General features: G+C 67.3%; 16 protein-coding genes. 5 read left to right on the forward strand and 11 right to left on the reverse strand.

The features are described 5' to 3' along the window. Positions 1-19 precede the first annotated feature (19 nt). From VGJ96_12850 to sprA, 6 genes are all read right to left on the reverse strand, one after another. Positions 20-1,216: a type II secretion system F family protein gene (locus VGJ96_12850; protein ID HEY3287998.1), complete on the reverse strand. Its 1,197-nt coding sequence runs from the start codon at positions 1,214-1,216 to the stop codon at positions 20-22. Positions 1,217-1,272: 56 nt separating this feature from the next. Continuing rightward, positions 1,273-2,460 (reverse strand): type IV pilus twitching motility protein PilT, encoded by a 1,188-nt coding sequence (locus tag VGJ96_12855; GenBank protein HEY3287999.1) that lies wholly within the window; start codon positions 2,458-2,460, stop codon positions 1,273-1,275. Between the two features lie 43 nt (positions 2,461-2,503). Continuing rightward, complete coding sequence (locus VGJ96_12860) at positions 2,504-4,333, reverse strand: ATPase, T2SS/T4P/T4SS family (protein ID HEY3288000.1); 1,830 nt, start codon at positions 4,331-4,333, stop codon at positions 2,504-2,506. A gap of 101 nt (positions 4,334-4,434) precedes the next feature. Beyond that, positions 4,435-4,998: a helix-hairpin-helix domain-containing protein gene (locus tag VGJ96_12865; protein ID HEY3288001.1), complete on the reverse strand. Its 564-nt coding sequence runs from the start codon at positions 4,996-4,998 to the stop codon at positions 4,435-4,437. A gap of 272 nt (positions 4,999-5,270) precedes the next feature. Further along, positions 5,271-6,263, reverse strand: coding sequence for a M28 family peptidase (locus tag VGJ96_12870; GenBank protein ID HEY3288002.1), 993 nt, complete (start codon positions 6,261-6,263; stop codon positions 5,271-5,273). Further along, a complete protein-coding gene (gene sprA, locus VGJ96_12875) occupies positions 6,260-12,538 on the reverse strand; it encodes a cell surface protein SprA (protein HEY3288003.1) in 6,279 nt (2,092 codons plus the stop codon). The genes VGJ96_12870 and sprA overlap by 4 nt, the downstream gene beginning before the upstream one ends. Before the next feature lie 317 nt (positions 12,539-12,855). On the opposite strand from sprA, the gene VGJ96_12880 reads away from it, so the two are divergent. The 3 genes from VGJ96_12880 (at position 12,856) to VGJ96_12890 (ending at position 16,090) form a co-directional block, all read left to right on the forward strand. Then, positions 12,856-14,484: an LptF/LptG family permease gene (locus VGJ96_12880; protein ID HEY3288004.1), complete on the forward strand. Its 1,629-nt coding sequence runs from the start codon at positions 12,856-12,858 to the stop codon at positions 14,482-14,484. Beyond that, positions 14,484-15,569, forward strand: a complete 1,086-nt coding sequence (locus VGJ96_12885) for an LptF/LptG family permease (GenBank protein HEY3288005.1) — start codon at positions 14,484-14,486, stop codon at positions 15,567-15,569. The genes VGJ96_12880 and VGJ96_12885 overlap by 1 nt, the downstream gene beginning before the upstream one ends. A 143-nt stretch (positions 15,570-15,712) precedes the next feature. Further along, entirely contained in the window at positions 15,713-16,090 is a 378-nt protein-coding gene (locus VGJ96_12890) for a four helix bundle protein (protein HEY3288006.1), read from the forward strand. Between the two features lie 81 nt (positions 16,091-16,171). Here the strand turns inward: VGJ96_12890 and VGJ96_12895 are convergent, their stop codons facing one another. Together VGJ96_12895 and VGJ96_12900 are read right to left on the reverse strand one after the other, a co-directional pair. Beyond that, positions 16,172-19,378 carry a TonB-dependent receptor gene (locus VGJ96_12895; protein ID HEY3288007.1) on the reverse strand — a complete coding sequence of 1,069 codons (3,207 nt, stop codon included), beginning with the start codon at positions 19,376-19,378 and terminating at the stop codon, positions 16,172-16,174. A 194-nt stretch (positions 19,379-19,572) separates the two neighbouring features. Beyond that, a complete protein-coding gene (locus VGJ96_12900) occupies positions 19,573-20,928 on the reverse strand; it encodes an amino acid permease (GenBank protein ID HEY3288008.1) in 1,356 nt (451 codons plus the stop codon). A gap of 195 nt (positions 20,929-21,123) precedes the next feature. Here VGJ96_12900 and VGJ96_12905 point away from each other — a divergent pair, with 195 nt between their 5' ends. Beyond that, a complete protein-coding gene (locus tag VGJ96_12905; protein HEY3288009.1) occupies positions 21,124-21,381 on the forward strand; it encodes a hypothetical protein in 258 nt (85 codons plus the stop codon). After that, on the forward strand, positions 21,378-22,274 hold the full coding sequence (locus VGJ96_12910) for a heme o synthase (GenBank protein ID HEY3288010.1): 897 nt from the start codon (positions 21,378-21,380) through the stop codon (positions 22,272-22,274). Before VGJ96_12905 ends, VGJ96_12910 begins: the two co-directional genes overlap by 4 nt. A 132-nt stretch (positions 22,275-22,406) precedes the next feature. Here the strand turns inward: VGJ96_12910 and VGJ96_12915 are convergent, their stop codons facing one another. The 3 genes from VGJ96_12915 to VGJ96_12925 form a co-directional block, all read right to left on the reverse strand. Next, a complete protein-coding gene (locus VGJ96_12915; protein ID HEY3288011.1) occupies positions 22,407-23,726 on the reverse strand; it encodes an amino acid permease in 1,320 nt (439 codons plus the stop codon). Between the two features lie 235 nt (positions 23,727-23,961). Next, positions 23,962-25,140 (reverse strand): M24 family metallopeptidase, encoded by a 1,179-nt coding sequence (locus VGJ96_12920; protein HEY3288012.1) that lies wholly within the window; start codon positions 25,138-25,140, stop codon positions 23,962-23,964. A gap of 4 nt (positions 25,141-25,144) precedes the next feature. Continuing rightward, positions 25,145-25,774, reverse strand: a complete 630-nt coding sequence (locus VGJ96_12925; protein HEY3288013.1) for a hypothetical protein — start codon at positions 25,772-25,774, stop codon at positions 25,145-25,147. Positions 25,775-25,788: the final 14 nt, after the last annotated feature.

The following is a 25,788-nucleotide window of genomic DNA, read 5'->3' on the forward strand; positions in this document are numbered from 1 at the left end:
ATTCTGTCGTCTTCCGTCCCTACTGCACCGCATTGATCATGTCGAAGATCGGCAGGTAGCACGCCACTACCATGCCGCCGACCACGACGCCGAGGAAGACGATCATGATCGGTTCCATGGCGGCGAGCAGCGCGCCGACCGCGGCATCGACTTCCTCGTCATAGAAGTCGGCGATCTTGCTGAGCATTTCGTCCAGGCCGCCGGTCTGCTCGCCCACGGCGATCATCGAGATCACCATCGGCGGGAAGACGCTCGACTTCGCGAGCGGCGCCGAGATGGTGTCGCCGCCGGCGATCGAGGCCCGCGACTGCATGATCGCGTCGTGGATGACGCGGTTGCCGGCCGTCTTGGCCGTGATCTCGAGGCCGTCGAGGATGCTCACGCCCGAGCTGATGAGCGTGCCGAGGGTGCGGGTGAAGCGCGACACCGCCGACTTGCGCAGCACGTCGCCGAGCACCGGCATCTGCAGCATCAGCTTGTCGAGGTTCAGCTTGCCGTTGGGCGTGGTGTAGTACTTCTTGATGCTCCACACGGCGCCGTAGCCGGCGCCGCCGAGTGCCCACCAGTAGGACTTGAGGATGTTCGACATCCCGATCACGATGCGCGTCGGCAGCGGGAGCGCGAGGCCCACGCTGGCGAACATGCTCTGGAAGACGGGGATGACGAAGATGAGCAGCACGACGACGGCGATCACGGCCACGCTCATGATGACGCCGGGGTAGATCATCGCCCCCTTCACCTTGCGCACGAGGGCGTCGTTCTTTTCCATGAACGTCGCCAGGCGCATGAGAATGGTGTCGAGAATACCGCCGGCCTCGCCCGCGGCCACCATGTTCACGTACAGGTCGCTGAACGCGTTCGGATGCTTCGCGAGCGCGTCGGCCACCGTGTGGCCCGACTCGACGTCAAAGACCACCTGCCGCGTCACCGCGGCGAGCGACTTGTTCTCGGTCTGCTTGCTGAGGATGTCGAGCGCCTGCACCAGCGGCAGGCCCGAGTTGATCATCGTCGAGAACTGGCGGGTGAAGATCACGATGTCGCGCATCGCGATCGATCCGCCCGTCTTCACCTTCGCCTTCGCCTGCTCCTCGACCTTGACGACGTTCATGCGCTTCTGGCGCAATTGCGTCATCACATCGTCCTTGGTCGCGGCCTCGAGGGTGCCGGTCTTCAGGTCACCCTTGGCGTCGCGTGCGGTATACTGGAAAGACGGCATCGGCGCTCGTTAGAAGGTGCGGCGTGAAAAGGCCCTACTGTAGGACGGCTGAGCCATCACCGACGCAACCCGCCCGAAGCGCCCGGCTTCGACCCCGGCGCGTCCTTGGCCCCGGTTTCGCCCTCCACCGGGCTCTTGCCGATGAGGCGCAGGAACTCGTTGGGGTCGCTCGAGACGCGCAGGCACTCCTCCTCCGACACGTCGCGCGCCATGTAGAGCTGGTACAGCGCGTCGTTCATCGTCTGCATGCCGAACTTCTTGCCCGACTGCATGGACGAGTAGATCTGGTGGATCTTGTCGTCGCGGATCAGCGCCCGGATGGCCCCCGTCACCACCAGGATCTCGGCCGCCATGGCCCGCCCCTTGCCGCTCTTCTTGGGCAGGAGCGTCTGGGTGATGATCCCCTCCAGCACGAACGCCAGCTGGGCGCGCACCTGCGACTGCTGGTGGCTGGGGAAGACGTCGATGATGCGGTTGATCGCCTCGGCCGCCGAATTGGTGTGCAGCGTGGCGAAGGCCAGGTGGCCCGTCTCGGCGATGGTCAGCGCCGCCTGGATGGTCTCCAGGTCGCGCATTTCGCCGATGAGGATGACGTCGGGGTCCTGGCGCAGCGCGTACTTGAGCGAGTTCTGGAACGACTTGGTGTCGGTGCCAACCTCGCGCTGGTTGACGATGCACCCCTGGTGCCGGTGGATGAACTCGATCGGGTCTTCCACCGTGATGATGTGGCCATGTCGTTCGCGGTTGATCTTGTCGATCATCGCGGCCAGCGTCGTGGACTTTCCCGAGCCGGTGGGGCCCGTGACGAGCACGAGGCCGCGGGGCTTCTCCGCCATGCGCGCGATGATCGGCGGCAGGTGGAGGTCGTCGAACGTCTTGATGGAGAACGGGATCTGCCGCATCACGATGGAGACGCAGCCGCGCTGCTTGAAGACGTTGCCGCGGAAGCGCGCCAGGTTCTGGATGCCGAACGAGAAGTCGAGCTCGTCCTCCATCTCGAAGCGCTTCTTCTGGTTCTCGGTGAGCACCGAGTAGGCCAGCTGCAGCGTGTCCTTGGGGTTGAGCACGTACTCGCCGCGCGAGTTCGTGATCTCGCCGTCGATGCGCATCTTGGCGCGTTCGCCGGCCGTGATGTGGAGGTCGGACGCGCCGCGCTCGATCATCTCCTCGAGGAGGACGCGGAGGTTGACGCCCTGCTGCTGCGGCGCCGCGCCGGCTGCGGCGGTGGGGGGTGCACCAGTCATGAGTGGATCCGGGTCATTGGAGTTCGGCGCCGCGCACGGTGCGTCAGGCGCTGGTCTCGCGGAGAACCTGCTCGAGCGGCACGACGCCCTTCAGGACCTTGAGCCAGCCGTCCATGCGGAGCGTGAGCATGCCGTCCTCGATGCCGCCTTCCTTGATCTCGGCGGCACCGACGTTCTGCAGAATGAGCCGCCGCAGGCGCGGCGTCATGAACATCACTTCGTACAGTCCCTGCCGTCCCTTCAGCCCATTGCCGCCGCAGGCGTCGCACCCCTTGCCGCGCCAGCATGGCACGGAGGCGATCTTGGTGTCGAGGGTCAGGTCCTTGAGGAGCGGCGCCGCGTCCTTGGACGCATTCCGCACGGCATCGCGCAACGCCTCCTCGGTGAAGCGCAGGTCACGGTACGTGGTGTCGCGCGTGATCTTGGCCGTGGTCATCTCCTCGTCGCTCATGATGTAGTGCTCCTTGCAGCTGCCGCAGACGCGGCGCACCAGGCGCTGGGCGAGCACGAGGTTGAGCGCGGAACTGACGTTGAACGGCTCGAGCCCCATGTCGAGGAGCCGGGTGACCGTCTCCGGGGCCGAGTTGGTGTGCAGTGTCGAGAGCACCAGGTGGCCGGTGAGCGCGGCCTTGATGGCGATGCCGCCCGTCTCGAGGTCGCGGATCTCGCCCACCATGATGATGTTCGGGTCCTGGCGCAGGAACGCCTTGAGCGCCGCCGCGAAGGTCATCCCGATCTCGTTGCGCACGAGCACCTGGTTGATGCCGAAGATGTTGTACTCCACCGGGTCTTCGGCCGTCATGATGTTCGTGTCGATGCTGTTCACCTTGGACAGCGCCGAATACAGCGTGGTCGTCTTGCCCGAACCGGTGGGGCCCGTCACGAGCACCATGCCGTACGGGTTGCTCACCGCCTCCATCAGTTCGCGCTCGGCGCGGGGCTCGATGCCGAACTTCTCGAGGTCCAGCGTCAGGTTGCCCTTGTCGAGAATACGGAGCACGACCTTCTCGCCGAAGATCGTGGGCAGCGTCGACACGCGATAGTCGATGACCTTCTTGCCCATCTTCAGCTTGATGCGCCCGTCCTGCGGGACGCGGCGCTCGGCGATGTTGAGCGCCGACATGATCTTGAAGCGCGAGATCAGCGCCGCCTGCATCTTCTTGGGCGGCTTCATGATCTCCATGAGCGCGCCGTCGATGCGGTAGCGCACGCGCAGCTCGTGCTCGAAACACTCGAAATGGATGTCCGACGCGCCGCGATTGACCGCGTCGGTGAGGATGGCGTTGAGCAGCTTCACCACCGGCGCGTCGTCCACCAGCTGCGCCTGCCCGGCGGCGGCCTCGTCGTCCTCGGTGTCGACCACCTCGACGTCCGCCTCGGCATCCAGCCCCTCGATCTCGTCGAGGAGGGCGCCCATCTGGATGTCGGTGGACTCGTAGTGCTTCTCGATCGCGTTCTTGAGCGTGAACTCGCCCGCGATCACCGGGAAGATGTCGTACCGTGTGATGAACTTGAGGTCGTCCACCACCCCCATGTTGGTGGGGTCGGCCATCGCCACCGTGAGGGTGCGACCGTCACGCTTGAGCGGCAGGACCAGGTGCTTCACCGCCAGGTCGGCGGGGACCAGCTTCACGATCTTGGGATCCACCTCGAACTTCGAGAGGTCGACCGCCGGCATCTTGTATTGCCGGGCCAGCACCTTGGTGAGCTCGAGTTCCGGGACGAAGCCCAGCTTCACCAGGTTGTAGCCGACACGGGTACCGCTCGATTTCTGCTCGGAGAGCGCCTTCTCCAACTGCTCCTTCGTGATGAGCCCCTCGCGCAGAAGGAGGTCACCAAGGCGCTCAGATCCGGAAGCGGCGGGGTTGGCCATGGAGGCAGACGGGAGACGGAGGACGGACGACAGGAGACGTGCCCGCCTGGCGGGCCTCGTCTCCCTCTAATGAGTGAAGGTCGTCCTCGGACGGAGGGGTGTCAAGGCGCGGCGGCGCGCCGGCGTCCCTTGGCCTTTCCGGTAGGGGCATCCGGGCGCGGCACCCCCGAGAACGTCACCCGGTCGCCCAGCGCCTTGGCCATGGCAGGCCCGATTCCGCGCACCCGCTGCAGGCCATCCATCGATCCGAACGGCCCGAAGGAGTCGCGGTTGGCGACGATGCGCTTGGCGAGGGCGGGACCGATGCGGGGGAGTGATTCGATGGAGGCGACCGACGCGAGGTCGAGGTCAGTCGGACTGACGGGAGACGGAGGACGGAAGACGGGAGGGATCACCGGATCCGGCAGGCGTGCCGCCGGCTCAAGCCGGGGCTTCCTGGCCGCGCGCTCGGCGTTGCGCTTCTTCAGCGCGGCACGGCCGGCTTCGCGGCTGGGGGACGCGGCGGCCACGGAATCCACGCGGGCGATCTGGGCGGCGAGGTCGCCGGGCGAGCCGGCAATGACGCGCTCCCCGCCCCGCGCTGCCCGCCAGGCGTTGACGCCAACCCCGAGCGCGGCCACGGCCGCGAAGAAGAGGAGCGCTTGGCGTTCGGCGGGAGTGGGCATGCCCCTTAATGCCGTATCGCCGCCGCTCTCGTGTCATCGTCGTATGGCGGCACGGGCTGAATTCGTGCGGATTCGTATGGCTTCTTCACCACGGAGGCACGGAGCACTGCCGGAGGGCCACGGAGGAACTGCAACTGCCTTGGGGGAACAACGAGCGCCGCGCAAAGTTCCGCGTGGCGCGACGTCTTTACCCCAGTTGTGGCCGTTCTCCGTGGCCCTCTGGCCGTTCTCCGTGTCTCCGTGGTGAAGAAATCCAGCGCGGCGAACGGAGCCTAGCGCAATAACGCCAGCGCCACGTCGCCCACGATCTTCAGCGACTGCGCCGAAATCTTGTCCATCGTGTCCTGCAGCGTGTGGTGATAGCTGTTGCCGGGGCCGTAATCGAGGTCGATGACATCGATGACCTTGAGCCCGGCATCGAGCAGCGGGACGTGGTCGTCGGTGATGGCTCCAGCCGAGCGCCGCACGAAGACATCGCCGCGCCCCATCGCCTCCGCCTTCGACCAGACGCGATTGACCACGTCAGGGGCGCGCTGGGCGGAGTTGTCCTCGACCGCGATGCGCAGGTCGGCATCGCCGATCATGTCGAAGAGCACGCCGAAGACTGGCTGGTACCCCTGGTCCGGCAGGTTCCTGGCGAAGTGCGTGGAGCCGAGCAGCACGTCCACCAGGGGCGGTCCGAAGTCGCCGTAGTCCTCGCCGTCCACGAAGAGCAGGTCGACGCCGTACTTGGACGGCTGCTTCTGCAGCGCGTCGGCCAGCGCGACGAACAGCCCGACACCCGACGCCGCATCGTTGGCGCCGTCGATCGGCTTCATCTGGTTGGCTGGATCGCTCTCGTTATCCGCGGTGGGACGCGTGTCCCAGTGCGTGAGGTAGAGCACGCGCTCCGTCGCCTGCGGGTTGAAGCGCGCCAGGATGTTTCGCAGCGGCAGCTTCTTCCCCGCCTTCGTCGTGTGCGTCCACGTCTGCTGCACGACCGTCGCGCCGCGCGCCTTCAGTTCGGCGACGATCCAGTCGCCGGCCTTGCGGTGTCCATCACTGCCGGGGACGCGCGGCCCGAAGGCGACCTGGGCCGCGGCGTACTTGAGCGCGGCTTCGCCGTCGAACTCCGTGGTGACGACCGGCGGCGCGGGCCGGGCATCGGGTTTCCGTGCGCAGGCGCCAGCGAGCGTGGCCAGCGCGAGAATCGATACGGCCGTCCGCCATCCGCCATCCGCCATCCGCCCTCTGCCATCGGCCGTCAGCCATCGGCCATCCCTCATTTCAACTCCCCAGCAAAGAAGGAAACTTGCAGCACCGCCGTGAAGACGATCTGCGAGAAGCGCCGATTCATGTTGTTGTCGAACGTGATGATGCGGGCACCGGTCAGGGAGAACGTGAGGTTCTCCGCAACGTCGGCGTCGGCATTGACATTAATCGCCTGTCGCCCGTTGTCGGCGAGGCGGCTCCGCCGCGATGCCGCGCCCTGGTTTTGCACCCACGACTGCGCCGCGCTCTGCTGGTAGCTGAATCGCGTGCGGAGGTCGTTCTTGAGCTTCCAGCTCGCCGGCATCTTGACCGAGCGCGACACGTCGGCGCTGAGGTCGCGCGATCGCGACTCGGCGATGCTTCCCGGCAGCGAGTCGAGCCGATGGGTGTTCCCCACGCCGAACGAGGTCATGAGCCCCGTGCCGACATTCCACGTGATGCTCCCGTTCACCGGATAGCTGGTCACGCGGCTGACGCGCTGGTCGGCCGCCGCGCCGTCGATCTCGCTGGGCACCACGCTCGACTGCCGCGTGTTGAGATAACGCAGGCTGCCGCCGAGGCTGGTGATCACCCGGCTGGCGAAGCGCGGCCGCAGCGTGAAGCGGAGCGCGAGATCGGGGAGCGTCACCTGCTCACCGTCGATGACGGTCTGCGTGTTGTCGAAGCGCCGCGTCCAATTGCGCGAGTTGACCTTCTGCATGCGCGTCGTGAGGGACATGCCCAGCGGGAGCCGCAGCCCGGTGCTCAGCGTGACCTGCGCGTTGCTGCCGGCGCTCGTGGCGTTGAGTCCGTTCTGCGTGCGGAAGTGGTCGATGCCGCCCCAGCCCAACTGGTATCCGAACCCCGGCGTGAACGGCGCGCCATCAAACGCCGAGACCAGCGACCGGCTGGCCTGCACGTCGAGGGGCTGCAGCACCTGCACCAGCACCGGCGTGACGAGCGAATCGTGCAGGTAGGCGCGCAGGGCGGCGGGGAGGTCGATGTTGGCGCCCAGGGCCAGCGTCTGCGTGTTGTTCACGCGGCGCGGCAGGTGGAAGCCGCCCGTGGTGTCGGCATCGCGGACCAGCGTGCGCGAGTTGGGATCGCGCTGCATCGTGTACGCGCTGGTGAAGTCGAGCCGCGGCCGCATCCAGAAGGCGACGGTCGGCGCGAAGCTCAGCGCCGCATTCATCTGTCGCTCGCGCTCGAGGCCAACGTCGAGCCCCAGGAGCTTGCTGCGCTCGCTGGTGGCGACAATCGCGGTCGGCGAGGAGTCGCCGTACTGCCGCAGGTCGCGCAGCGACGTGAAGTCCCAGCGCGCGTTGAGCGCCTCGAACGGACGCAGCTCCACGCCGGCGACGTTGCGCCACACATGGGTGAGTCCGGTGACCAGCCGGCCGGTGTCGGAGAGGGACTCGGCGGGCTTCAGGAACGCCATGCGACGGTCCTCGGCGCGCGCCATCGAGCTGCTGAACCGGACGCTCGACGGATTCAGCCGCACCTCGGCGTTGCGCAGCGCCTGCACCCATTCGGCATTCTGCAGCCAGATGGGAAGCGCCCCGAGCGTCCGGTCCACCCACTGCGGCATCGGGCGCGTGCGCGCCTGCGAGGCCAGGTTGTAATCGAGACCTGCGTTGAAGTTCGAGCTCTTGCCGTCCTGGTACTCGCTGCGCGAGTTGGCCGAGCCGAAGTTGGCGGTCGCGCCCAGGTTGTTGACGACCGTGGCGAGGAAACCCTCAGGCAGCGGCGTGGTGCGGCGCAGCGCGATCGAGACGTTGGTGGCGTCGTTGCGCGGCGTGCGCAGCCCCTTGATGCCGTCGCCGCGCAGGTCGGAGCGCGAGACGAAGAGCGGATTGTTGGCGCCGCTCGAGTGATTCACCGTGACGGGGATGGCATAGCCCAGCCCCGCGGGGAGCAGCTTGTCAAGGCGCACCGACGTGCCGATGTCGAACTGGTTGTCGGAGACGTACGACGGCGTCTCGTTCAGCTGGCGGAAGTTCGCATCGCGATGACTGAAGCCGGCGCGGAAGGTGCCGATGTCGCCGGCGGTCACGCTCAACCCGATCTGCGCCGCGTACCCCGGCGTGTTGTCCACGTTGGTGAGCCGCATGTCGTCGACCCAGAGCTCGAGCGTGTCCCCCGGAAGCACGCGGGCCGCGCCCAGCCCACCCGAATCGATGCGCACCATGCCGACGGCAAGGTCCTGCACGGCGGCAAGGTTGGGCGCACTGATGTTCGGGTCGACCGTGTAGACCATATAGCCGCCCTTGCAGACAGCGTAGCGGCGGATGCTCACACCGGCCGGCAGGCCGCTGCGGGCAATGAGCACCGAGTCGGCGCCGTGACAGGCCAGCGAATCGGGGCTGTTCTGCAGGAAGGCATTCTGCAACTGGGCGCGCAGGGCGAAGAACTTCTCGAAGTCGACGCGCACTTCAGGAAGCCAGGCCGCCTGGCCGCTCCCCGCCTGCACCGGCGTGCGATACAGGTAGAAGTTGTCCGCGTCGCGCCCGAGCCGGACGAAGAAGTTCATCTCCCCGTCCTGCCCCCAGCCGTTGCCGCGCCCGCGCGCCCAGACCCGCAGTTCGCGGTACTGCATGAAGTTCCGGCTGCCTTCCGCGAAGCGCATGTACGTCTCGGCGCGCTGGTACGGCGCAAGCTGCTGCGCGGTGATGCGCATCGAGCGCTCGTTGATCTGCACGCGCTGGTTCTCGAGCCCCGTGATGATCTGGTCGGGGGCATCGTTCACGCCCGGCGGCGATTCGTAGATGAGCCCGCTTGTCGAGTCGCGGTCCATCGTGCCGATGGTCGACGCCTGCACCGCGCCCGGCCCGGTGCGGTCGCCGGCGATGCCGGTGAGGGCGCGATCGGCGCGCTTCAGCCACGACGCGCCGGTCAGCCGGAATTGCGCAATCGGCAGCTGCGTGAAGGCGTCATCGCGCGCGCCGACACCGCTGACCATCGTCAGGCGCAGCGCGCGCACCCGGCGAATGGCGGGCCCGCCCGCGATCGTGTCGAACGGCGCATTGAACGGGAGCCGGAAGAAGACCCAGCAGAGCGTGCTGTGCTCCACGCCGCCGCCCGACGTGTCCACCTGCGTCACCTCGCACTTGCCGACGCGGGTGTAGGCCCTGGGGTCGGACATGTCGACGACGTATCGCAGCAAGCGCTCGCTCTCGCGCTGTGACGAGACGAAGTTGAGCGTGTTGTCGAGGTCGATGTCGTTCTCGTCGAGGCGCCCGTTGCGCACGGTGCAGTTGGTCTTCGCGTCGCCCAGCCGGTTGAGCTTGACGTCACCCTTCTGGCAGATGGGATAGTCGCGCAGCACGCCCGAGGAATCGGGCGACGTGAACTGCAGTGTCGGCACCACGTCGCCGGGAAGCCCCTTGTCGTCTCGCTCCTGGTTGAACGAGCGCGAGAACGCGTCGCGCTCGGAGTGCAGCGAGTCGAGGCCGACGACGGCGCGCCCGGTGTAGCTCGAATCGACGGCCGAGCCGCTGCGCGACACCACCAGCCGCGTGGGCGCGACGGCCACGGTGTTCTCGGACACGTCGCCGAAATCGAGCACAAGGGTGGGATTGCGCGTGCGGTGCGCCGCGGTGGTGTCGATGAGCGTCCAGAACTGGATGTTCTCCACGCGCGACAGGTCAGTGCCCGACGCATTCAGGACGGTGCGAATGGACCGCCAGCGGCGTCCGAGCGGCGCATTGCTGATCTGCCACTGATAGCGCTTGCTCGCGTCGTTGTACGCACCGCCGACGCTCAGGGGATAGAGGGTCAGCCAGAGCATCTGCTCCGGCTGCTGCAGCCCGCTGCCGATGATGTTGACGAGCGGATCGATCTGCTGGAGCGTGAACGTGACCGTCTGTCCCGCGGCGCTGAGTCCGTTGTTCTGCCAGGCGATGGTCGCGGCGCGCGCGAGGTCGAGACTGGCCGCCCCGCCCACCCTGGACGGCAGGGCGCGTCCGAGGGCCGGCTGGCTGCTCGTCAGCCAGGCCGGATCGGAGAGACTCACCAGCGTGCTCCCTTCACCCTCGAAGCTCTCGAGGTACGCCTGCCCGGCGCTGTTTGCCTGCGGCCGGCTCGTCGCCACCTCCGCATCCAGATGGACGCGCGACGGCGTCGTGGTCTGCACGAAGGGCAGGCGCTGCAGCGCGCGAGTGAGCGGCGCCGCGTTGAAGTCGAAGGTGCCGCTCACTCCCGCCAGGAACGACGACTGCGGCTCGTAGCCAAGCGGCGGGCGCGTGAAGGTGGTGCGCTGGTTCTGCGCGATCGCCATCACGTTGATCTCGCCCACGTCGAGCGGGAACTGCGACGCAAACCCGATAATGCTCTTGGGCGCCGCCGCGAAGAGCGGGTTCTCCTCGAACCGCGCCGAGACCTGCTTGGCGCTGGGGAAGAGCGTGTCGGGGCGCAGGAACGTGACCCGGCCGAGATCGTAGTCCACCTTGTAGTCCACGTCGCGCTGGAGCAGCCGCCCCTCGAGCGTCAGGCGCTCGGAGTTCGGGCGCACCTGCGTGGCGCCCAGCATCAGCGAGCCCGCATCGCCGCCCCCTTCGGCGTCGTACCGCAGGCGAATGCGGTAGGTGGACTGCGGATGCTGCGTGGAGTACAGGTATTCGCCCGGCGTGGTGTAGATCGCCTCGCTCGTCGGGTTGCCGGCCGGTTGCGCGAGGCCGCTGCGCGAGAAGGGGCGCAGCGAGGGAAAGACGAGGAAGTAGTCGCGCAGGATCTTCGTGCCGGCGGCGCCGCCGATCGTGACGTTCGGGTCGCCGGGACGCGGGAAGAGCCGGTTGTCGATGTCGAACGTCGCGCTGTTCCGCGACTGCGCGAGGCCGAAGAGCTGCAGCCACGTCTCGCTCGTGCCGGCGACCGGCTTCTCCTGATCGCCGGACGCGCCCGTGACAATGCGGGCCGTGACCGTCTGTCGCCGCACGTCCTCGCCGCCCACGCGGTAGACCGAGCGGATCTCGCGATCAAAGGCCGCGTCGGTGGGACGCACCTGCGGGTCCCACAGCAGATGGGCGTACTGGTCGCGGTCGGTGTACTCGAAGTCCGGCGTGCCGCCGGTGCTCGCGATGGTCGTGTCGCGGCCGTTGATGCGCACGGTGTACGCGACGACGAGCCGTTCATTGTTGAGGTTGAGCGGCCGGACCAGCGACACCCAGAGCTGCGACGGATCGGTGTAGTAGTCGACGTTCTCGCGCAGCAGCTCGTAGATCTGCCCGCGCCGCGACGCCGGATCGCCGATGAGCTTGAACTGCGGCCCGTTGGGATTCGGCGGCTGTCCGCCGATGAGGAGGCGGTACAGATAGATGCGCGAGGGCCGCAGCGAATCGGGGAGCAAAGCGGCCAGCCGCTGCATTTGCGTGGCGTTGAGCAGGTCGATGTTGGGGAAGTCCGCGAAGCGGTGCGGATCGACCGTGAAGAAGAAGCGCCGCGGCTCGACCTGATAGTCCTCGATCTCGCGGTCCACCGACTGCACCGTGCGGTCGCCGACCGTGAAGACACGGTCCTTCGTGACGTTGCCCTTCTGCTGGGCGACGATCGTGCGGAAGCGCATCGGCCCCACCTGCCCGATGGCCTGCAGGCCGTAGTTGCCGCTCGGGATGCCGCCCGTGATGAAGCGGCTCGCCGGCGGCTGGAAGGTGACGTTGCCGACCTCGAGCTTCTGGATCAGCTCGTCACTCTTCCCCTGGTAGTAGACCTGGATGTTGTTGGAGGCGTCGAACTCACGCTTGCTGTCGTAGTCCACGTCGAGGTGCACGCGGTCGGCCACGACGCCGCCGGTGCGGACATCGAACTGGAAGTCGAAGAGCGGCTGGAACGTCCCCTTGCACTGCGACGCGAGACTGAAGAACTGGCTGCTGATGCAGCGCTCGTTCCTGGTGCGGTTGATCTTGCTTTCGAGGCGACCGTTGAGGACCAGGCCGAGATCGGCGTACTGCCCGAAGAGGTCGGCGGCCTGCTGGCGCAGGGTTGTATCTGCCTTCTGCGCGAGCGTGGGTTGCACGGCCGCCCCCGCACCCTCTCCCCTCCCCTGCAACGACAAGCGTACGGCGCTTCGCCACTGCTCCTCGAGCGAACGCTGGGCACGCGCCCGCGCCGCCGCCGCGGCCTGGCGCGCGATCTCCGCCGCGGACATCCGGTTGCGCGCGAGACTGCCACCGGGGGCAAGCGCGGGGGGCGTGACGAAGGTCAGCCGGAACGGCGTCAGCACCGATGGCTCGCCGCGCGTCGCGGGCGTCCCCTGGGACTGGGCCGCCAGCGGGATGGCGATCAAGCAGGCGGCGAGGAAGGGGGAGACGCGCACTTAGCGGGGTGAGCGGGGTATGAGGGCGGCAGATGGCAGATGGCAGATGGCAGATGGCAGATGGCGGACAGCCGAGGGTTCCGACCCTACGAACTCGAGGTGGCGTCCTTCAGCCGTTCGGCACGTGTGCGGTGGACATCATCTGCCGTCGGCCATCTGCCTTCTGCCGTCTGCACGCCCGGCTTCCAAATCGTCCCATCACATCCATAGACCTTGCACTTGAGCGGTCGGCTGGTGGAATATACGGTCGGTCCGACACCCTACAACCCTTGGTGTGACGGGCAGTTCCGCCCTTTCTGCGCCCCGGGGCCGACCCCTTGAAGATCACGTCCAAGTACATCCTGAGGGAGCATGTCGGCCCGCTCGTGTTCGCGCTCTCCGCGCTCACGTCGCTGCTGCTGCTGAATTACGTCGCCAAGAAGTTCGGCGACCTGGTCGGCAAGGGACTGCCCGTCAAGGCCATCGTCCAGTTCTTCGCGCTGTCGGTGCCATTCACCGTCGCGATGACGCTCCCCATGGCGATCCTCGTCGCCACCCTGCACGCGTTCAGCCGGCTGGCCTCGGAGAACGAGATCACGGCGTACAAGGCCAGCGGCGTCTCGATGCATCGCCTCGTCGCCCCCGTGCTGGTGGCGGCGCTCGGCTTCACGGCGTTCATGGTCTGGTTCAATGACCAGGTGCTGCCGCGCACCAATCATCAGCTGGCCACGCTGACGAGCGACATCTCGCGGAAGAAGCCGACGGTCGCCTTCAAGGAACAGATCATCAACGAGGTGTCGCCAAGCCGCACCTACCTGCGCGCCGTGCACATCGACCGCGCCACCAGCCTGATGCGCGACGTCACCATCTACGATCTCTCCCCGCCGCAGAAACGCCGCATCATTCACGCCGACAGCGGACTGCTGGAGATGTCGCCGGATCAGGTGGACCTCCTGCTGACGCTCTACAGCGGGTCGATGACCGAGGTGTCCCTGCAGGAGTCGGCGCGGCTCCAGCGCAACTTCTTCACGACCGACTTCATCAAGGTCCGCGGCGTCGGCAACCAGTTCGAGAACGAATCGCCCGACAGCGCCTACAAGAGCGACCGCGAGATGACCATCTGCGAGCTGCAGTCGCGGGTGACGCAGGCGGCACGGACGCGCGACAGCGTCTGGAAGATCCTCTACCGCTACAACAAGAAGGAGGCGCTGGCGATCCAGCCGGACGTGGTCCGTCCCGGACTTGGCACCGCCTACTGCCGGATGCTCAGCGTGCTCGGCATCAAGACGGCCGCCGCCGCGACGCCCGCCCAGGACACGGCCAGGAAACCGGCTGCCGTGACCGCAGTCCCGCAGGATACCGCGAAGAACGCAGGCGCACCGGCGGCGGCAGCAGCGGCGGCGGCAGCGGCGGCGGCAGCACCGGCGCCGGCCCTGCCTGCCCCGGGCACGGCTGCGCAGGTGCCGCAGCCTCACGCGGCCGGCGTCCCCCCGATGTACGGCACGGTGGTGGGGCCTCCTGCCGACAGCCTGCCACCGTCTGCCGCGACCGCCATCACCGAAGGGTTGAAGATCGAGTTCGGCAACTCCGCAAACATCGTGGACGGCCATTCGGTGGAGATCGAGAAGAAGTTCGCGATCGCCGTGGCCTGCTTCATCTTCGTGCTGCTGGGCGCGCCCATCGCGCTGCGATTCCCGCGCGGCGGCGTGGGGATGACGATCGGCGTCTCGCTGGCCGTGTTCGGCCTGTACTACGTCGGGCTCATCGTCGGCGAAACGATGGCTGACCGTGACTACATGACGCCGTTCTGGGGAATGTGGGCGGCAAACATGATCCTGGGCACGATTGGCCTCGTCCTTACGGTGCGGCTCGGCCACGAGGGGACGACCAACCGGGGCAGCGAGACCACCGAACTGCTGGACCGCGTGCGCCGCCGGGTGGTGCGCGCCTTCCGGCGGAGACGCTGATGCGGATCATCAAGCCGCTCGACCGCTACGTCCTGGCGGAGTGGGTGAAGATCTTCGCCGGCACGGCGCTGGGCTTCCCGCTGCTCGTGATCATCATCGACCTCACCGAGAAGCTGGACAAGTATCTCAACCGCAACCTGACGCCGAAGGACATCGGGCTCGCGTACCTCTACGGCGTGCCCGACACGATGTTCCTCGTGATGCCGGCCGCGGTGCTCTTCGCGACGGTCTTCTCGGTGGGCAGCTTCACGCGGCACTCGGAAATCACGGCCGCCAAGGCGAGCGGGATCAGCTTCTACCGGTTCATCCTGCCGATGGCCTTCGGCGCGCTGCTGGCCACGGCGCTGGGACTCGGCATTGGCGCCGTGTCGCCGTACACGAACGCGCGGCGCGTCGAGCTGCTCAAGGAACGGCAGTTCAGCAACCGGTCCACCCGCTTCAACTTCACGTACGCCGCGGAGGGCGGGCGGGTCTACACGATTGCCGGGGCCGATGTGGAACAGCGCGCGCTGGACCAGGTGGTCATCGAGCGAAAGGGCAAGGACGCCGCCTACCCGACGTATTTCGTCAGCGCGCGCTCGGGCAAGTACGACGCGCGGCGGAAGCGCTGGACGCTGCAGTCGGGAACGATGCACATCCTCCCGACCGATGCGATGAACATCAGCATCACCTTCGACTCGCTGCGCGATCGGCGGATGACCGAGGACCCGCGAACGCTGATGGCAAGTTCGAAGGTGCCGGACGAGATGACCTTCGCCGAACTCGGGAGCTTCATCCGCAACCTGGAGCGCTCGGGAAGCGACGTGGGCGCGCTGAAGGTGGGGCGCATGCTGAAGATCGCGATCCCCGTGACGTGCGTCATCATCATGCTCTTCGGCGCGCCGCTGGCGACGAGCACGCAGCGCGGCGGCACCGCCTTCGGTGTCGGCATCAGCCTCGGCACGACGGTGATCTTCCTCATGCTCGTGCAGCTCACGCAGGCGATCGGCTCGAAGGGGCTGGTGCCGCCGAACCTGGCAGCGTGGCTGCCGGGGATGGTTTTTGGCACCGTTGGGATCATTCTGCTTTCCAGGGTCAGGACCTAGAAGCAGAGAAACAACAGAGAAACAACAGAGAAACAACAGAGAGACAACAGAGAGACAACAGAGGTACCGCATTGGCGATTGAACGGTGTTGATGGCAGGCAACTGATGACGCACGGGGGCCCAATCAGGGCTACCGTGCGTTCATGCATCAGTACGAGCAGCTCACGGTCTGGAAGCGATCCATGGCGCTGGCGGCCTTGCTGCAGGCTGAGGCGCGTACGGTCTCGGCGTACCTTGACCGCACCGCATGGAGCCAGATTCTCCGCGCCGCAACGAGCGTGCCGGCGAACATCGCGGAGGGTGCCATGCGGTCGAGCCCACGCGACTTTGCGAACTTCCTCTCCATCGCCATCGGCTCAGCCGCGGAGCTTCACGCCTTGCTGCTCATCGCGGCCGAGAGCGGACTCGTTCCTCCCGACCGCGCCAAGCACACCGCCGCCGAGGCCAGGGAACTGCGCCAGATGCTAGTCAGCCTGCGCGGCCGCATCCTCGGCCAGCAAAGGCAACGCTCACCCCGGTAGAAAAGCAGAACCCGGGAGCCTCTCGGCCCCCGGGTCCTGTTGTTTCTCTGTTGTCTCTCTGTTGTTTCTCTGTTGTCTCTCTTAGAACGCGTAGCGCACGGACAGCTGCATGCGGTAGTTCGACGAAATGTTCTGATCGTTGAAGATCGTGTACGTCGGGTTGAACGTGAACTTCGGCCGCGCCGCGACACCCGCCGCGCCGACCATCGACCCGGTTTCCTTGGTCGAGTAGTTGAGCGGGCCGGTCAGCGCCGAGTTGGCGCCCGCCGAGCGCACCTTGCCCCAGTTCCGATTGAGGAAGTTCGCCAGGTTGAAGATGTCGAGGCTTACGGTCACGTTGTTGAGCGCCGGCGCGTGGAGCCCGTTCGACAGGCCCAGCTTGCCCAGGCTCTGGCGCACGGTGAGGTTGACGAAGTTGCGGAACGGCTCCTCGCAGCTGTGGCGCTCCATGATCTTGCCGCGCTGCGACGCGAGGCACTTGTTGCCGCTGATGAACTTCTCGAACGCCGCCGCCTGCACTTCCGGCGTATTGGCGCCGCTCTGCACGAAGATGATCTCGTTCGGATCGGTCACGTTCTTCGGGATGTACAGCAGGTCGTTGCCGATGCCGTCGCCGTTCACGTCACCGGAGCTCGAACCGCCGATGAGGTAGTGGAACGGCATGCCCGACTCGCCGATGTAGATGAGCGAGAGGTCCGTGCCGCTCTTCTGGAACGCGTACGACCCGTTCGCGACGACGCGGTGCGGCTGCTCGAACATCGACTTCGTCAGGCGGGTCGACTCCTGCGGCTCGTAGCCCGCGGAGCGTCCGAAGCGATACTGCGAGAACGCGGTGGACGACCCGAGGCTCTGGATGTCGTACGCCTTGGAGAACGTGTAGAACACCGAGCCTTCCCAGTTGTCGCGCCAGCGGCGCTGCAGGCCGGCGGTCAGCTGGTAGCTGTAGTCCCTGTTCTGGTTCGTGACATCGAGCACCGTGTTGCGGCCCGTGAACTTGAGGTTCGGGGTCAGCGGCGCCGTGCCATACATCAGGCGACCGTGCGGATCGGTGCCGAGCGGGGCGCCGAGCGCGATGTTCTGGTAGAACAGCGTGTTGATGCCCTTGGTGTACATCGCCTCGAACGTCGCCACGATGCCATCCATCAGCTCGCGATCGTAGCCGAGGTTCGCGCGGAGGTTCTGCGGGAACTTGAGGTCCTTGCTGAGCAGGTCGACTTCGGCCGTGGCCGAGAGCGCCGCCGTGCTGCCCGTCGCGCAGGCCTGCGGCGGGCTCGCGACGTTGGCCGCGCTGAGCGTCGGCGCAGCGGTCGTGTTGCACGTGAGCAGCGCCACGCCCGACAGGCCCGAGTTCTGGAAGGAATTCGAGAGCCAGACGTAGGCCGGACGGCCGGCGAAGACGCCGATGCCGCCGCGCACCTGGTTCTTCTGGTCACCCGTCGCGTCCCAGTTGAAGCCGACGCGCGGCGAGACCGTCAGGTTGCCGGTCGGAATGTCGGCGGTGTTGCGGCCGAACTGCGTCACGATGGTCGGGTTCGTCGGCGGCTTGTCGGCGAACGACGGCATGTCCACGCGGACGCCGGCCGTGACGGCCAGGCGCGGCGTCACGTTGAACTCGTCCTGCACGTACGCGCCCAGCAGGCTCGCGTTGAAGCGCACCGCGCCGTCCGTGCCCGTGGGAAGCGGCACGCCGACGATGTACTGGTTGGTCTTGCCGATCGAGAAGTCGTCGAGCGAGTTGAAGTTCCACACGCCGAAGATCGACTGCGCGAACAGGTTGCGGACCTTGTACGTCGAGTAGGTCGCGCCGACGGTGAAGCGATGCGATCCGACCGGGATCTGCAGGTTGTCGGTCAGTTCGAGAATGTCCTGGTCCAGCTCGTTGCCGTGGCTGAAGCGCTCGGCGCCGGCGACGATGTCGAAGCCCGTCGTCGACCGGGCCTGGAACTGCGGCACGCCGCCAACTTCCGGCCTGCGGCGGTCACGGATGCGCGTCAGGCCGGCGAAGATTTCGTTGTACCAGCCGTTCGAGAAGGCCGAGCGCAGCTGCGCCACCGTGGCGCCCTTGTCGCTCTTGAACGCGTAGGCGTTGTTCAGCAGTGCGAACGTCGTGCCGGTGAACGAGCGGCTGAAGACGTCGTCCTGCGCCTTGCCATAGTTGTGGCGCAGCACGAGCGACGAGTTGAACGGCAGCTTCTGGATGTCGAAGCGGACGAAGACGTTGGTCAGCGGATTCTCGTTCATGCGCGGGCCGCCGCTCGAGGTCGGCAGGCCCCACTGCGTCGCGATCGCGTTGAAGCGGTCGAGGTCGGCGACGCTCGGCAGGTTCGTGGCGCCGGCGAGACCGATGTACGGACCCGCGGCCGGCGCCTTCTGGTGCTGGAACTCCGGGTTCACGAAGAAGTGCACCCGGTCCTTGACGATCGGGCCGCCCAGCGAGAAGCCGGTCTGCGTCTGGCGGAAGTCCGACAGGTACGGCTGGGAACGGGTGATTTCCTGGTCGCGGAAGTACCAGTACGCCGAGCCCTTGAAGTCGTTCGTGCCGCTCTTGGTCACCGCGTTGATGAGCGCGCCGGCGAAGTTGCCGTACCGAACGTCGTACGGGGAGAGCAACACCTGATACTGCTTCACCGACTCGAGGCCGATCGACTTGCCGCGCGCCTGGCCGCCGGGCTGGCCGGTGGAGCCAAGGCCGAACATGTCGGATTCCGTCGAGCCGTCAATCTGGATGCTGTTGTACCGGTTGTTCGCGCCGCCGCCCGAGAGACCCGGGCCGGAATTCGAGATCTGCGGCGTGAGCGCCACGAAGTCCGTGAAGTTGCGGCCGAGCGACGGGAGACGGATCAGCGCGGAGTCCGAGACGGTGGACCCTGTGCCCGTCTTCGACGGCGCGATGATCGGATCGATCTCCGTGCTCACGGTCACCGCGGCCAGGGTCGTCGCGGCCTGCGAGATCTGCACGTCCACACGCGCCACCTGACCGATGGAGACGTTCACGTTCTCACGCGTCACCGGGGTGTACCCGATGCGGCGCACGGTCACGGCATACCCGGAGCCGATTTCGAGGCCGGGAACGCGATAGCGGCCATCGGCATTGGTCGTCGCGCCACGGCTCGCGCCGGTGGAAACCTGGCGCACCTGCACTTGGGCGCCCTCTACGGGAGCACCGGCCGCATCGGTCACGCGTCCGGCGACGGCGCCGGTCGTGACCTGGGCAAACGATGCCGAAGCCGACAAAAACAGCAGCGCGGCTGCGGCACCTAGGCAGGCCCTCAGACGAGAAAGGTTCATAAGCTGAAGGGGTCCTTGAAATTGAGGTGAACATGCGCTCCAAACCCCCGCTGGGGGTCTGTTTTGGCATCCGATAAAGATGGCGCTCGCGTGCACGGCGGTCAACGCGCCGAAATGTCACTTTGTGGTCACGTGACGCAGCAGCAAAAGCACGGGTATTTGTCGCCGCGGTTCGCGCGCGGTGACCGCGCCATTTATCGGCCGCGCCGCCCCACGGTCAGGTAGTAGACCGGGACCCCCGCCAGGAGCACGCCGAAGACCGACGCGGTCATCCAGCGACTCTCGGGATTGATGAATCCGTTGGCCAGCAGGTAGATGACCGAGACGACAAACAGGAGCGGCACCACCGGGTAGCCCGGGACCCGGAAGGACGGCGCGTAGCCGGGCTGCTTGCGAAGCCGGAAGATGGCGGCCACGGCGAGCGCATAGAACGGCAGGAAGGCGGTCACGAACGCGTCGGCCAGCTGCTCGAAGGAACGCAGCAGCACGAAGACCGCCCCGAGCCCCGCCGTGAGGGTGATGGCCACCCACGGCGTCGCAAAACGCGGGTGCACGCGCGCGACGGCCGGGAAGAAGAGCTTGTCATCGGCCATCGCGAAGAAGATGCGCGGCGTGGTGAAGAGCGAGGCGTTGAGCGTGCCGAAGGTGGAGAGCATCACCGTCACCGCCACGAAGACGACACCGGCCGGCCCGATCACCCGCTGCGCCACGTCGGCCGCCACGAGCTTGGAGTGCCGGATCTCCTCGATGGGCATCACCGCGAGATAGGCGACATTGGCCAGCAGATAGATGGCGATGACCAGCAGCGTACCGCCGATGAGCGCGCGCGGCAGCGTGCGCTGCGGATCCTTCACCTCGCCCGCGGCGTAGCTGAGGTCGGCCCATCCGTCGAACGCCCAGAGGGTCGAGACGAGCGCCAGGCCGAAGGCCGTGGTCGTCACGCTCCCGGCGGGCACCGCCGGCGTGAAGTGCCCGCCCGTCTGCGGGAGGCCGAGCGCGAGCGCGATGAAGACGATGAACATCAGGCCACCGTACTTCGCCACGACGGTGAGATTCGTCACCGCCGCGCCGAGTCGCACGCCGAGCACATTGAACGTCCCCGTGACGATGATCGCCAGCGCCGCCCCCAGCCGCACCTGTGTCGCGTGCTCCGGTGCCATCGGGTCGATCCCGACGACCCGATGGAAGTACTCGGAGAACGTGATGGCGATCGCCCCGAGCGACGCGGCGCGGATCATCACCAGCTGGCCCCATCCCAGCAGAAACGCCGCCAGCCGGCCCCAGCCGTCCCGCACGAAGACATAGATGCCGCCGGTCTGCGGGAGCGCGCTCGCGACCTCGGCGAGCGTCAGCGCGCCGCACAGGGCGAAGATGCCGCCCATCACCCAGACCGAGAGCATCGGCACCGGACCGGGGAGCTTGTCGGCGATGCCGGCCGGCGACCGGAAGATGCCGGAACCGATGGTGGACCCGATGACGACCGCGATCGCGGTCCAGAGTCCCAGGCGACGCTGGAGCGTCGGGGCGGCGGGGAGCGTGGGTTCTGGCATCGCGCTAGTGTAGCGACGGCGGCCCGTGAACGCGAGAGGGCGCGGCGGGCCGGCCAACGACGTGCGACGGAACCAGGGGAACGCCACCGTTGAATTGCCCGTCCGTGGGGGCGATTCTTCACCGTGGCGTCGGCGCCGTCCTCGCAGGCGGCGTGCCGCGCCTTGCCCTGTCCCTTCCCCGTGCACCCCGGATCGATGCCCCTGCTGCTCCACGCGCTCTTCTGGCTGGCTATCGCGCTCGTTGTCGTCAGTCAGGTAATGGTCCTCCGCTCGACGGTCCGCGCCATGCGCGCTGCCGCCTCGGCGCAGGCGCGGCGCGGCGTCGAGTGGGCGTACGCCGTGGTGCCGGCCATCGCCCTGATGGTGGCGCTCGCCGCCACCTGGGACGCCGCGCGCCAGCACACGACGCGTCTCGATATGGAAGCGAAGGCGAACCAGACGGTGGCCCCGTGACTGCTCCGGCCGCCGTGGTGCGCGAGCCGTCGCTTGCGCGCGACCTGATTGCGCTGACCAAGCCGCGCATCATCTCGCTGCTGCTCCTCACGACGCTGGCGCCCATGTACGTCGCCGGCACGCCCTCGTGGCGCGTGATCCTGTGGACCGGCATCGGCGGCTACCTGATGGCCGGGGGCGCGAACGCGGTCAACATGTACCTGGACCGGGACATCGACCACGTGATGGCGCGCACCAGGCTGCGGCCGATTCCGAGCGGCCGGCTGTCGGCGCGCGCGGTCCTCGCCTTCGGCATCGCCATCGCAACCGCGGCCACCTGGCTCCTCGGGCATTACGTCAACGTGCTCACCGCGGCGCTCGCGCTGTCGGGATTCTACTTCTACGTCTTCGTGTACACGCGCTGGCTCAAGCGCACGACGCCGCAGAACATCGTGCTGGGCGGAGCCGCGGGCGCGTTTCCGCCGCTCGTCGGGTGGGCCGCGGTGACGGGGCGCGTGGACCTCGCGTCCATCTACCTCTTCCTGATCGTCTTCTACTGGACGCCGCCGCATTTCTGGGCGCTCGCCCTGCTCAAGCAGCGCGACTACGGCAAGGCCGGCGTGCCCATGGCGCCCAACATCTGGGGCGAGCGCGAGACCATTGACCAGATGCTCTGGTACACCGTGCTGCTGATCGGCCTCAGCGTGCTCCCGGTGACGTTCGGCGTGTTCGGCCTGTTCTACCTGGCGTCAGCGCTCGTGCTGGGCGGCATCCTGCTGCGCGGCGTCTGGCGCATCCGCGCGCTCGACGCGGCCGGGGAGAGCTGGATACCCGTGGCGTGGAAGGTCTACAAGTACTCGCTGCTGTATCTCGCGCTGCTGTTCGTGGCGATGGCGGTGGACCGGCACGTCTGAGGCGATTGAGGATCCGGAATCCGGAATGGGATTTAGGATCCCGACCACGGATGGCGACTCGCGATCATGCTGCGCAATCGCCAGTCGCAATCCCGCATCGAGATCCTGAGTCCAATTCCGGATTCCATATCCTCAATCGTTTCTCCTCGCGAGCATCCACACCACCGCGCCCACCGCCAGCAGTCCCGTCCCGAACAGCGACATCTTCAACTCGCTGACGTAGGCGCTGACGATGCCGACCACGCCGGCGGCCACGAAGAACGCCGGCAGCCAGGGATAGCCCAGGGCGCGATAGGGGCGCACGGCGTCGGGACGCAGCGCCCGCAGCCGGAAGACCGACGCGGCGCCGAGCGCGAAGAAGATCCAGTCGGCGAAGACGACGCCGCCCAGCAGCGTGCCGATGCTGCCGCGGGTGGCGAGCAGCAACGCCGTCGACCATCCGCCCAGCATCACGAGCGCCACCCAGGGTGAACCGAAGCGCGCGTGCACGCGGCCGGCCGCATTGAGCGCGGGCACATCGCTGCCGAGGGCAAAGACGACGCGCGCATTCGTGAGCAGCGCGACGTTGACGAAGCCGAGAATGGACAGCATCGCCGCAACCGTGATGGCAGTCGCCGCCGCGGCCCCGCCGATGCGCGCCGCCGTATCGGCCGCCGGCGCGACACTCGCCGCCAGGCCGTCGCGGCCGAGGGCGCCGAGGTAGGCGCCGGTGACGCCCAGGTAGACGGCGATCACGATGCCAATGCCGATGGCCAGCGCGCGGGGGATATTGCGCGCCGGGTCTCGGATCTCGCCGGCGATCATGTTCATCTGCTGCCAGCCGCCGATGGTGAAGAGGACGGCGACGAACGCGGAGGCGAAGCCGCGGGGGAGCGACGGGGCCGGCGGAGCTACACTGGCCGCGGCCGGCGCCGCGCTGCCACCCAGTCCGAGAACCAGCACGAGGCCACCGACGACGAGGCCGGCGAGCGCCGCGATCTTGGCGATCGTGAGCACGTTCTGCACGGCGACCCCCGGCTTGATCCCCAGGATATTGGTCGCGGTGACCACGATGATGGTGATCGCGGCGACGCCGATGGGCCCGCCCACGGCGTGGAGCGGAATGAAGCGCCCGAGGTATCCGGCAAAGCCCATCGACACCGCGGCGATGGCCCCGCTCGAAATCAGGCCGGCATTCATCCAGGCCGACAGGAAGGCGGGGAGCGGGCCGAACGCTTCGCGAATGTAGACGTATGCGCCGCCGGCCTCGGGGAGCATCGCGCCGAGTTCCGCGTAAGTGAGCGCGCCAGCGAGCGCCACGACGCCGCCGAGCGTCCAGACGAAGATCACCCATCCGGCGGACGGGAGGGCGGCGGCGGTGGCGGCCGGCGTGAAGAAGATACCGGAGCCGATGATACCGCCGACCACGACAAGCGCGGCGGAAAAGAGTCCGAGTTCGCGTTTCAGGGCCATGGGCCGGAAAGCTGGCACATCGGCGGCGTGCGCACCACGCTGGGCTTCTTCACCACGGAGGCACGGAGCACTGAATGAGGACCACGGAGCACAGCCACAACTGGGCGTAACGACATCGCGCCACGCAGATCAATGCGTGGCGCGCGCTGTCACCCGAGAAAGTTGCAGTTCCTCCGTGGCCCTCTGGCAGTTCTCCGTGCCTCCGTGGTGCAAAAAGCCGGAGCGCTACGCCCCGCTAGACGATGAACAGCTCCACCTGCGGTTCCCTGGGGGTCACCACGAGGGCCTTGCCGTCCACGTACGCGTTCACTTCCGTGCGCATGCCGATGTCGCCCGCGATGTAGATCCCGGGCTCGATGGAGAATCCGCTGCCGCTGAGGAGCACGCGCTCCTCGCGCGTCTCGAGGTTGTCGAGATGCGCGCCAGAGCCGTGCAGGCCGCTGGCATCGATGCTGTGCCCGGTGCGATGCGTGAAGTACTGGCCGTATCCCCGCGCGACGATGACGGCGCGCGCCGCATCGTCGGCCTCGCCGCCGCGAACCGGCTGGCCGGTGGCGAGCTTCTCCCGCAGCAGCGTGATGGCCGCATCGCGCGCATCGCGGACGGCATTCCAGACCTCCACCGCCTTCGCGCTCGGCTCGCCGATGCTCGCCATATAGGTCTGGTCGGCCCACATCCCATCGGGCGCCTTGGCCCACAGGTCGATGAGCACGATGTCACCGACCTTCAGGTAGCGCGGCGCATCGGGCGACGGATCGTAGTGCGGATTGGCGGCGTTTTCGGTGGCCGACACATTCGGGCCGTGGTCGGTCCAGAGGCCCAGGCGGTCAAACTCGCTGCGGATCCATTCCGTCAGCACGTACTCGCTGATCGGCGTGCCGGCTCGCGCCGCCGCACCCGCCTTCCGGAAGGCCTCGTACGCGATCTCCTTCAGCTGCTCGGCGGCGATGCCATGCGTCCGGCGCTCGTCGTCGTTCCAGACCGCGAGGCAGCGCGTCACCAGGTCGCCGGAGCACTCCACGGTCGCGCCGGCGGCGCGCACCATCTCCAGCACGCCGGCCGGCACGTAATCGACGTACGGCACCGCGTCGCCCGGCGAGTACTCCATCACGATGCGCTTGCCCTTCACGCAGCGCGCAACCTCGGCCTCGAGCACGGGCCAGGCGCTGTACTGCCGATTCTCCCACGCCGCCGGCCAGTCGTGCCACGGGTTCTGCTCGATGACGTGCGTGATGGCGACGGGCGCGCCCTGCGTCGGCACCCAGACAAACCACCGGCGCGACACGAAGCCCTTGATGCCGACGAGCCCGCTGGCAATTGCGTTGATGCCGCGGAAGTCGTAGAGCAGCCAGCCGTCGACGCCTGCGTCGCGCAGGGCGGCCTGGAGTTTGGCGACGAACGCTTGATTGAGCATGGCCTCAGCCCTTGCTGCGGTCGGGGCGCCATTCGGCGCGCCACTCGCAGCTGCCTTCGCTGCGCGATGCGCAGCGGACATGGTCGACGGCGCCCACTCCGCCGACCATCAGTTGGATGAACTCGCGGAGCGCCGATTCGTAGAAGGCGCAGCCGCCGAGCTTGGGCGCAGCATCTCGGGTCACCGATTCGGATACATCGAGGATAATGCTTCCCCCCATGCGCCGGGCCGTGCCGTGCATGTACCGCTTGGCCGCCCGGCGCACGTGTCGCAGCGCGAGCGGGCGCGTCAGCAGCGTGGGGAACGTGCGCATCAGCTTGCGCGTCACCGGCGAAATGGTGCCGTAGACCTGGCGCGCGAAGAAGCGCCCCGCCTCGCGGAAGACGGCCTCCGCGTCGGGACGGCGGCCGATCAGGCGCGCAATGCCAACGGCCTCGTTGTAGTCCGTGCGTTGCTTGCGCCGCACCGCCTCCGCAAATCGCCTGATCTGCGCGAAGACGGTATCGGAGAGTCCCAGGCGCTTGTTGCGCAGCTCATGCACGAATTCCGCTTCGAAATCGTTGTCGGGGAGGTCCACCGTGCGGACCGCCTCGAGCAGGCTGAGCGGAATGAGAGGATCGACAGGTCCGGGCATCGGTGACGCAAGCT

Source organism: Gemmatimonadaceae bacterium (assembly GCA_036504815.1).
Classification (GTDB): domain Bacteria; phylum Gemmatimonadota; class Gemmatimonadetes; order Gemmatimonadales; family Gemmatimonadaceae; genus PNKL01.